The organism is Longibaculum muris (assembly GCF_004343035.1).
GTDB lineage: Bacteria > Bacillota_I > Bacilli_A > Erysipelotrichales > Coprobacillaceae > Longibaculum > Longibaculum muris.
In genome coordinates this window covers 1-10,372 of sequence record NZ_SMCQ01000042.1, presented here as the reverse complement: position 1 = coordinate 10,372, position 10,372 = coordinate 1, and the positions used below count along the sequence as shown (strand labels likewise).

Annotated in this window: 8 protein-coding genes; all 8 read left to right on the top strand. The window is 30.9% G+C overall.

Going from position 1 to position 10,372, the window contains the following annotated elements:
• The first annotated feature begins 220 nt into the window (after positions 1-220).
• The 8 genes from EDD60_RS15820 (at position 221) to EDD60_RS15785 (ending at position 10,239) form a co-directional block, all read left to right on the top strand.
• A complete protein-coding gene (locus EDD60_RS15820; RefSeq protein WP_132226549.1) occupies positions 221-2,407 on the top strand; it encodes a PP2C family serine/threonine-protein phosphatase in 2,187 nt (728 codons plus the stop codon).
• Positions 2,408-2,477: 70 nt separating this feature from the next.
• Positions 2,478-3,713: a tRNA lysidine(34) synthetase TilS gene (tilS, locus tag EDD60_RS15815; protein WP_066447530.1), complete on the top strand. Its 1,236-nt coding sequence runs from the start codon at positions 2,478-2,480 to the stop codon at positions 3,711-3,713.
• 28 nt (positions 3,714-3,741) lie between these two features.
• Positions 3,742-4,272, top strand: coding sequence for a hypoxanthine phosphoribosyltransferase (gene hpt / locus EDD60_RS15810; RefSeq protein WP_066447527.1), 531 nt, complete (start codon positions 3,742-3,744; stop codon positions 4,270-4,272).
• A gap of 13 nt (positions 4,273-4,285) precedes the next feature.
• Entirely contained in the window at positions 4,286-6,250 is a 1,965-nt protein-coding gene (ftsH, locus tag EDD60_RS15805) for an ATP-dependent zinc metalloprotease FtsH (RefSeq protein WP_066447524.1), read from the top strand.
• Positions 6,251-6,380: 130 nt separating this feature from the next.
• Entirely contained in the window at positions 6,381-7,253 is an 873-nt protein-coding gene (gene hslO, locus EDD60_RS15800) for an Hsp33 family molecular chaperone HslO (protein WP_066447522.1), read from the top strand.
• A gap of 435 nt (positions 7,254-7,688) precedes the next feature.
• Positions 7,689-8,690, top strand: a complete 1,002-nt coding sequence (dusB, locus tag EDD60_RS15795) for a tRNA dihydrouridine synthase DusB (protein ID WP_066447519.1) — start codon at positions 7,689-7,691, stop codon at positions 8,688-8,690.
• Between the two features lie 119 nt (positions 8,691-8,809).
• Positions 8,810-9,568 carry a tyrosine-protein phosphatase gene (locus tag EDD60_RS15790; RefSeq protein ID WP_066447516.1) on the top strand — a complete coding sequence of 253 codons (759 nt, stop codon included), beginning with the start codon at positions 8,810-8,812 and terminating at the stop codon, positions 9,566-9,568.
• A gap of 11 nt (positions 9,569-9,579) precedes the next feature.
• Positions 9,580-10,239: an MgtC/SapB family protein gene (locus EDD60_RS15785; RefSeq protein WP_066447513.1), complete on the top strand. Its 660-nt coding sequence runs from the start codon at positions 9,580-9,582 to the stop codon at positions 10,237-10,239.
• Positions 10,240-10,372 lie beyond the last annotated feature (133 nt).

The following is a 10,372-nucleotide window of genomic DNA, read 5'->3' as shown; positions in this document are numbered from 1 at the left end:
AGATAGAAGTCAGTCCAGAGGACAAGTTAGACCAATTGACAATCAAGATTTTTGATGTTGAAGATGAAGAGGATGTTTTAGAAATATTATCTTAGTTGATATTTGAAAAGAAACCTATATATTGGGTTTCTTTTTAACTTGTAATAAAAAATAAAACATCTTTCTAATGTGACAAATAATTTAAAAAGAAGGGACTATAATGCATGTGAGAGGTGAAAATATGGAACTGATTATCAATCCAAGTCGTACAAAAAAAATAAAATTACAGTTTGTTATTTATATAACGCTCATTTCTTTTCTAGTCTCATTGGTCAGTATTCACCATACATCATTATTATTTGTTTTACCTTTGTTTTATTTATGTTTTATGTGTGGATATCGAGCGTTATTAAGTTATTTAGTAGGTTTATTGATAGGAATTATCTTTTTGAAAGTTCCTTATGAAGTATTAGTTATTAGTTTATTTGCTTTTGTATTATTGCAGTTTTGTTTATTGTTTCAATCAATGAAATCAAGGTATGTTCCTTATTTATTAACATTGATTGGAGGCATTTATTATGCTTACATACAAATCGATTTATTATCAACCTTATTATTAACTGTATTAACTTACTTTAATACTATTATCTTTGCTTATTTAGCACCATTATTTATGCATGGGGAATCCGAATTATTAACACATGTAAGAGTAAAAGCATTAGCGGTCGTTGTTTTAATCTGTATGATGAGTTTATTGCCTTATTCACAAATTATCACAATGATTCTAATTCGTGTCTTTATTTTAGTTATGATATATCATGAATGTTTAGATGATTTACTACCAGGTTTATTTTATGCTTCGATGTTGATGTTGTTGATGAATTTAGGTTATAAAGATGACATTCTATCATTTCTAATTCCTTTATTTTTCTTTTATATGGTTAAATGTCAAAACAAACTATCGATTACATCCTTATACTTTGTTTCTCATTTAATTCTTCCATTCTTCTTAGAATTTAGTTATCCATATCATGGAGTTATTGTTGCTATGAGTGGAATTATCTTTGCAATTATACCAATCCATAAAACCAAGCCATTATTATCATCAAGTTATCAAGAAATGACAATGAAACAACAACTTTCAAAACAAGTTGATTCTTTCTGTCGTCTTTTTGAACAAATGACAGCTTTATTTACAACAGCTCCACAAAGAAGTCATTCTTTAGAATACATAGGTTATATTTATGAGGATATGTGTCAAAATTGTACGAGTCAAGAAACTTGTTTTCATAAGAAATATGGGCCAAATCGCTTAGTTAAGTTAATGAATAAAGGGTTAAAAGAGCACTATAGTGAAAGTGATGAAGATTTTATTTATCATTATTGTTTAAAACCTGAACAATATTTTCAAACTATAAAAGCTTATCAAAAAGACTATCGTAAAGTTCATCGTGTTCAACAAGAATATCAAACAATGAAAAAAGATCTTTATCATCAATTTTCTTTATTAAATGATGTTTTTCATCAATTCTCTAGTCAATTAAAGATTGGACATATTGAGGAATCACATATTTTAGAACATATGGAAGGTTATCATTTTCAAATTGCTCATTTGAAAAAATATTATGAATCTCAATCGGTTTATTATATTGAAATTGGTTTATATGAAATTAATAAAGAAGAAATTGAGAATGAATTTATTCCTATCTTAGAAGCTTATTTGAATGAAACATTAGATATAGAAGTCTTAAAAACACCAATGCATCAATTAGGTTATACATATTTAGTTTTAAAACATCATACACGTTATTATGTTCAATATGGTATTTCTCAGTGTGCAAAAGATCCAGTTGCTTGTGGGGATAGTTATGGGGTTTTTGCAATGGATGAGAACCAGTATTTTGCAGTGAGTGATGGAATGGGGCAAGGACAAAAAGCTAGTAATGATTCTTCACTTACAATTGATGTTATGAAACAGTTGATTGTTAATGGGATTTCTTTAAATGATACTGTTCAATCGGTTAATGCATTATTAAAAATAAAAAATCGTAACGATATGTTTACCACTGTTGATATGGCTCAAATTAATTTAGTAACAGGAGACTTAACAATGGTTAAATATGGAGCCTGTCCAACTTATATCTTAAGAGATCAAGAACTGATTGAAATTGCTTCTTCATCTTTACCTATGGGAATTGTTTCACCATTAGAAACATCAATGGAAAAATATCAATTAAAAACAAATGATATTGTCTTTATTGTGACTGATGGCTTTACAAGTCATTTTAAAGACTTTATAGAAAGTAATAAGTATTTAATTGATGATGATCATCCTAAAGAAATCGCTCATCTTTTAACAAATTTAGCCAGTGATGAAGATAAAAATGATGATATGACGTTAGTCGTATTAAAGCTTTGTAAACAATAATCCCAAAAATATTGGGATTTTTGTTTTTGAATTCATATTTCTTTGATATAATGGGCTCGGAAGTGATAAAATGAATGAACAACTTTTAAATAAAACAAAGTATTATGTCATTGGTGTCTCAGGTGGTTGTGATTCTATGTATTTATTAGATACATTACGTAAGGCAGGATATCATTTGCTTGTTGCTCATGTGAATTATAATTATCGTCATGATAGTTATATAGATTATGAACTTGTCTGTGATTATTGTGCAACGTATGGAATTCCTTTTTACTATAAAGAATTTCATTCGCAAGATTATCATGATGGCAATTTTCAGGATCAGGCACGCAGTTTAAGATATGACTTTTATAAAGAAATCTATGATTTATATAAATGTGATGGATTGATTTTAGGACATCACTTAGATGATCATTTAGAAACAATCTATATGCAACTTAGTAAACATAATGTAATTCATTATTTAGGAATCAAGGAAGAAAGTTATGTTCAAGATATGCGTGTAGTTCGTCCTTTGATGGATTGTTATAAGGAAGATATTTTACAGGCATGCAAGATAAGACAGATTCCATATCATGATGATTATACAAACTTTGAAATTGACTTTGAAAGAGATAAAGTGAGAAATACTGTTTTAAATCGTTATACCAAAGAACAAAAAGAAGCTCTCTTAAAAAGAGCTCAAAAGCATAACCAACGAATTAAAGAATTAGAGTTTAAAGTTCAACCTTATTACCAACAATATATATCAGATGGACAGATATACTATTATTACATTCCTAAAGATTTAAGAGATATGTTCTTATATTTGATTTTAAGAGATGTTATGCATCCACAATTAATTTCACAATCATTGATTGCTGAAATTAAACATCAGATTAACAGTGTGAAACCAAATATTCAAATGAATTTACCAGTTAATTATCTGTTCATAAAAGAATACGATAATATCTATATCATTGATAAAGATAAGACAAAAGGATATTGTTATGAATTTAAAGAATTTATTCCTTTTGGCTGTGAATATTTTCATTTGTTAGATAATGGACATATCAATGAAGGGGTGTATCTTAGCCAAGATGATTACCCTATAACGGTACGAACAATGCGTGAAGGTGACAGCATCATGACAAGTGCTGGCACAAAGAAACTTTCACGTCTGTTTATTAATGCAAAAATACCTGCATTAAAGCGAAAAACGTGGCCAGTTGTCTTAAATAAGGACCAAACTATCATTTTAGTGCCACATATTGCAAAAAACATTGATTATTTGACTACAAAACCAAATGTATTTGTGATAAAATAGGATAACCATTATAAGGAGTGAGCAAAGTATGCATAAAGATGTCAAAGAGATATTATTTACTCAAGAAGAAATCTCTGAAAAATGTAAAGAATTAGGAAAACTCATTATGAATGACTATCAAGATAAAGAATTGGTATTGGTTGGACTATTAAAAGGGTCTGTCCCTTTTTTAGCTGAACTTTCTAAATTTATTGATCTTGATGTCACTTTTGACTATATGGATGTGAGTAGCTATGAAGGTGTTGAATCTCGTTCAATTACCATCAAAAAAGATTTAGATCAAGATGTGAAAGGAAAAGATATTTTATTAGTAGAAGATATCTTGGATACAGGTAAGACTTTATCAACAGTTAAAGCGATGTTAGAAGAACGTGGTGCAGCTTCTGTTGAGATTGTGACAATGCTAGATAAGAAAGAAGGAAGAACTTTCCCAATTGAAGCAAAATATGCAGGATTTGAAATTCCTAATGCATTTGTCATTGGTTTTGGATTAGATTTTAATGAGAAATATAGAAACTTACCTTATGTAGGTATTTTAAAAGAAGAATGTTATCAATAATGAAGGAGATCGTATGAACAACAAAAACAAAAGTTTATTTAAAGCGATAATGCCTTGGCTAGTTGTGATTGTTTTATTGAGTTCACTTGTTCCATTTTTAAATAGTGGAAAATCAAGTGAAGTGAACTACAATCAATTTGTAAAGATTGTTGATCAAGAAAAAGTCAGTGAGATTACAGTGATGCCAGGTATTTACGTAACAAGTGTTGAAGGTAAATATCAAAAAGAAGAAAAAGGTAAAAAAGTAAGTTATTCGTTTAAGACAAATGTTCCTCAAACAGATGAAGAATTAAATTCATTAATGCAATTATTTCAAGATAAAAGCATTAATGTAAAAGTCTTAGATGCTAAAAGTGAAAACATGTTAATGGATGCCATTTTAGGCTTATTACCATATGTATTGTTAATTGGGGCAATGGTATTCGTTATGCGTAGTATTGGTGGAGGCGGAGGTGCTAATGCCAAAGCTTTCGATTTTGGAAATTCTCGTGCTAAGCTAGAAAAAGATAGTAAGACAAGATTTAGTGATGTTGCGGGAGCTGATGAAGAAAAAGAAGAATTAACAGAATTAGTTGATTTCTTAAAGAATCCTAAGAAATTTGTCAATATGGGAGCAAAAATTCCTAGAGGTGTTTTATTAGTAGGGCCTCCAGGTACAGGTAAAACTTTACTTGCAAGAGCTGTTGCGGGTGAAGCCAATGTTCCTTTCTATTCAATTTCTGGTTCTGAGTTCGTTGAAATGTTTGTTGGTGTTGGAGCTGGACGTGTTCGTGACATGTTCAAGAAAGCTAAACAAAATGCACCATGTATCATTTTTATTGATGAAATTGATGCTGTTGGTCGTCAAAGAGGAACTGGTGTTGGTGGTGGACACGATGAACGTGAACAAACATTGAACCAATTATTAGTTGAAATGGATGGTTTCAGTGGAAATGAAGGAATTATCATTTTAGCTGCTACAAACCGTGCTGATGTTTTGGACCCTGCATTACTTCGTCCAGGACGTTTTGATAGACAAATTCAAGTTGCAAATCCTGATAAGAAAGCAAGAGCTGAGATTTTAAGAGTTCATGCTAGAAATAAGAAATTTGCTCCTGATGTTAACTTTGATAACGTTGCACAACGTACACCAGGATTCTCTGGTGCAGAGCTTGCTAACGTATTAAACGAAGCAGCTTTATTAGCGGTACGTCAAGGACATCAATTGATTACTTTAGATGATGTTGATGAAGCTATTGACCGTGTTATTGGTGGACCAGCTAAGAAGTCACGTAAGTATACAGAAAGAGAAAGAAAATTAGTTGCTTATCATGAAGCTGGACATGCGATTATTGGTTTAACGTTAGAAGATGCTAATAAGGTACAAAAAGTAACAATTATTCCAAGAGGTCAAGCTGGTGGATATAACTTAATGACACCTAAGGAAGAAACATATTTCCAAACAAAAACACAATTAAAAGCAAGTATCACTGGTTTTATGGGTGGTCGTGTCGCTGAAGAAGTGTTCTTTGGAGATGTCACTTCAGGTGCGCATAATGATATTGAACAAGCAACACGTATTGCAAGATTGATGGTCACTGAATTAGGTATGTCTGAATTAGGACCTATCAAATATGCTTCAGGTCAAGATGCAGTATTCTTAGGTAGAGATTATTCTTCAACAAGTAATACTCACTCTGGTCAAGTAGCGTATGAAATTGATCAACAAGTACGTAAGATTATTGATGAATGTTATGAACAATGTCGTCAAATTATTGTTGCTCAAAAAGATAAATTGGTCGTTATTGCTGATGCTTTATTAGAATATGAAACATTAAATAATGAACAAATTGAATCTTTATATAACACAGGTCAAATGTTAGAAGCACATAGTGGAAAAATTGATGATGATCATCATAAAGATATTACTTTCCCAGATGCTCCAAAAACACCTAAACCTGTAGATTTAGATGATGATTTATTAGATGAAATGAAATAAGCGCAATGCGCTTATTTTCGTAAGGAGAAAAAGATGAAAAGAAGTACAATAAGTAAAATATTAGTATTCATTTTAGTCATTAGTATGATTCTTCCTTTAATTGGATATTTTGCGTTTGGAGGATAAGAAGATGAAAGATTATTTAGTGAGAGGTATTGTTGAATCAAAGAATTGTAGAGTTTTTGCCTGTCAAACAACTGAATTACTAGAAGTGGCGAGAAAAAAACATGGTTTATGGCCAACTGCTTCAGCAGCATTAGGACGTATGATGTCAGCAACTTTAATGATGGGAGCAATGAACAAGAATCATGAGAAAATGACAATTACTATTAATGGTGGTGGTCCTATTGGCAGCATGATTGCTTCGACAAATAGTGATGGAAAGATTAAAGCTTTTGTTGCTAATCCTGAGGTGCATTATACTTATAATGATACTGGTAAATTAGCTGTAGGGGTAGCTGTAGGAAAAGAAGGAACTTTACAAGTTATAAAGGATATGGGATTAAAAGAACCGTTTGTAGGTACTGTTCCTCTCAAAAGTGGAGAAATTGGTGATGATTTTTCATATTATTTTATGGTTTCTGAACAAATTCCTTCAGTTGTTTCATTAGGAGTACTTGTTAATGATACAAATGAGATATTATCTAGTGGTGGATTTATTATTCAATTATTACCTGATGCTAGTGAAGAAGATATTGAATATATTGAAAATAAAATGAAAGATTTTCCAGCTGTTTCTTCATTGATTCATGAAGGAAAAACACCAGAAGATATCTTGAAGATGTTGTTTGATGATGTGGATATCTTAGAAAGTCAAGATTTGGCTTTTGAATGTGATTGTTCTAAAGATAAAATGAGTGGAGCCTTAATGACAGTTGGTAAAGATGAAATTCAAGCAATGATTGATGAAGATCATGGTTGTGAAATGCGTTGCCATTTCTGTAATACTGCTTATCAATTTAGTGAAGATGAATTAAAAGAACTATTAAAACAAATGAAGTAAGACATTGTTCTTACTTTTTTTGTATAATACGAAAAAGAAGGCACGGATGGGGGTTGTACCTTCTTCTTCTGGGTTTACCAATATTAGGAATATAACTAATCGATAACTTACATCTATTTTAATGGGGAGGAAAAAATAGAGGGGAAAGTGTAAGCTATCTGTATATATCATTGACGATTGTAAAAGTTTTATACATATAAATTAAAAAAAATAATAAGAAGGCTGAGGGGGAGAAAATAAGACCTTCTTATTATTATAAGAGTAACGTTTGGGATGGGAGTTAAGTCACTCTTTGATTTGATATCATGAAGAAATTTTTAAAACTGTCAATTTTATCTATTTACTTCTTTATCGCCTCCTACGAGTATAAATATATCATTTATTTGTCTTTGTTTTATAAAAGAATTATGTTATATTGTGTTATGGTGAAAAAAGATGAAGATAGGAAATGTAGAAATTAAGAATAGAATTATTATGGCGCCAATGGCAGGTATTACAAATGTAGCTTTTCGTAAGATTATTAAAGAGTTTGGTGCTGGACTTGTTGTTAGTGAAATGGTTAGTGATAAAGCTTTATGTTATGGAAATCAAAAAACAATTGAAATGTTAACAATTGATGAAAATGAACATCCTGTGAGTATTCAAATTTTTGGTGGAGATGTAGAGTCTATGGTCACAGCGGCTAAGTTTGTTGATGAACATTCTAATTGTGATATTATTGATATCAATATGGGATGTCCAGTAAATAAAGTCTTAAAGGCTCATGCTGGAAGTTATTTATTGCAGTTCCCTGATTTGGTTTATGATATTGTGAAGAATGTTGTAGAAGCAGTGAGTAAACCAGTAACAGTTAAGATTAGAATTGGTTATGATTTTGATTCAATTAATTGTATCGAAATAGCTAAGCTGATTGAAAAAGCTGGAGCAAGTGCAATTGCTGTGCATGGTAGAACACGTTCACAAATGTATGAAGGGCATGCTGATTGGTCTTGGATAAAGAAAGTTAAAGAAGCTGTAAGTATTCCGGTTATTGGTAATGGTGATGTCAAAACTGCACAAGATGCTAAAAGAATGCTAGAAGAAACAGGTTGTGATGCTGTGATGGTTGGACGTGCAGCACTTGGAAATCCTTGGGTTATTAAACAAATGGTCGAATATGTTGAAAATGGAGTCTTGTTAGAAGAACCAACTATTGATGAAAAGATTGATCAATGTTTACAACATGCCAAACGACTTATTCCAGTTGAAGGAGAAAAGAATGCCATTCGTCAAATGCGTGGACATGCTCCTTGGTATATGAAGGGTTTGAAATCTTCTGCACAAGTGAAAAATCGTTTATCGCGTATTGAAACATATCAAGAATTAGAAGATATTTTAGAAGCTTATCGTCATTATTTACATACTGGGGATAAATCAGAATTTGAAAAGTTTGCATAATGATAAATAAGGAGTGGAAACACTTCTTATTTTTATGTGTGGATTTGTTGAACAATGCAAAGAAAAAGAGTATGATAAAATGCAAGAATAGAGATATTATTGAGAAAGGTTCATAAAATATGAGAGAGTTAAAGATTCGTAATTTTAGAGACGTGAGTGGATATAAAAATAAGTATGGTGAAACCATGAAACCAAATAAAATATTTAGAGGGGCATCATTAGATGCCATCTCTTTGGATGATGCAAAGTATATGGAATATCAATTAGGTATTCGTTATATTTTAGATTATCGTGATGAACAAGAAGCAATGCTAGCTAAGGATATTGATTTTCCTAATGCTCAATATGAACGTATAAGTGCTTTGACGATTAAAGAACATACTGATAATGGATTTGATTTTGGAAAAATGCTAGAAGGTAAAATGACACCTGATAAGTTAAAATTTTTAATTCAATACATTCGTGAGGGATATCAAACAATGGCATTTGATAATCCAGCTTATCATCGGTTATTTGAATTGTTATTGAGGGATGAGGGGCATATTTATTTCCATTGTTCAGCGGGTAAAGATCGTACAGGAGTTAGTGCATTTTTAATTATGATTGCTTTAGGGATGAGTGAGGAAGATGCCATTGATGAATATATGTTATCAAATGAATATCTTCATGATTTTGTTGAAGATTTTTATAAACAACATCATATTCCTAAGATATTTAGAAAATATTGTGATCCTTTGTTGTTGGTGGAAAAAGAAAATATTATGTTAACAATTCAGTCTATTAAAGAAAGATATACAAACTATGATGAATTTTTAGAAAAAGAATATGACTTAGATGAAAAGAAAAGGGAGTTGTTAAGAAGAATATATTGTGAATAGGAGATGGTAAAATGCCAAATATGATGATTCATTGGGAATGGTTTTTAAGAATTATTATTGCTGGTTTATGTGGTGCTATCATTGGGTATGAAAGAAGAAATAGAAATAAAGAAGCAGGTATTAGAACACATGCTATTATTGCATTAAGTGCTGCTTTGATTATGGTTGTTTCTAAATATGGATTTCCTGATGTTGTTGAGTATGATGCTGCTCGTATGGCTGCTCAAATTGTCAGTGGCGTTGGTTTTTTAGGAGCAGGGGTTATATTCGTAAGACATGGAACAGTTTCTGGTTTAACTACGGCTGCTGGTATTTGGGCAACTGCTGGAGTAGGGTCATGTATAGGGAGTGGTCTTTATGATGTTGGTATTCTTTCTACACTTTTTGTGGTAGGATTACAATTTATGTTTCATCATGGTATTTTAAGAAAATATGCGAATCAAGGACAAATTATACAATTACAGATTTCACAAGATGTTTCTGCTTTATCTGATATTCAGCATACAATGAAAAAATATGGGATTGCAATTCAATCAATGAAAGTTGAAGTTTTAGATAGAAATACGCTTTTTATTGAAATAGATGGTGTGACACCACAGACTTTTAATAGAGAAGAACTTTTAGAAGAAATGATGAATAAAAATTATATGAAAATGTTTAGTTATGCATAAAAAATATTGATGAATAAAAGAAAAACCAAGTTCTTAACTGTCAAGCAAATTTGAAAATGTCTCAAAAATCGTTAAACATTAGCACCAAAATTTCGGTGCTTTTGTTTTGCGAGATAATTTAGATAAGAAGCTT

Bases quoted from the DNA above. Each gene is read 5' to 3' on its own strand.
- EDD60_RS15790 (WP_066447516.1), top strand. From the start codon at position 8,810: ATGAGAGAGTTAAAGATTCGTAATTTTAGAGACGTGAGTGGATATAAA.
- dusB (WP_066447519.1), top strand. From the start codon at position 7,689: ATGAAGATAGGAAATGTAGAAATTAAGAATAGAATTATTATGGCGCCA.
- hslO (WP_066447522.1), top strand. From the start codon at position 6,381: ATGAAAGATTATTTAGTGAGAGGTATTGTTGAATCAAAGAATTGTAGA.
- ftsH (WP_066447524.1), top strand. From the start codon at position 4,286: ATGAACAACAAAAACAAAAGTTTATTTAAAGCGATAATGCCTTGGCTA.
- hpt (WP_066447527.1), top strand. From the start codon at position 3,742: ATGCATAAAGATGTCAAAGAGATATTATTTACTCAAGAAGAAATCTCT.
- tilS (WP_066447530.1), top strand. From the start codon at position 2,478: ATGAATGAACAACTTTTAAATAAAACAAAGTATTATGTCATTGGTGTC.
- EDD60_RS15785 (WP_066447513.1), top strand. From the start codon at position 9,580: ATGCCAAATATGATGATTCATTGGGAATGGTTTTTAAGAATTATTATT.
- EDD60_RS15820 (WP_132226549.1), top strand. From the start codon at position 221: ATGGAACTGATTATCAATCCAAGTCGTACAAAAAAAATAAAATTACAG.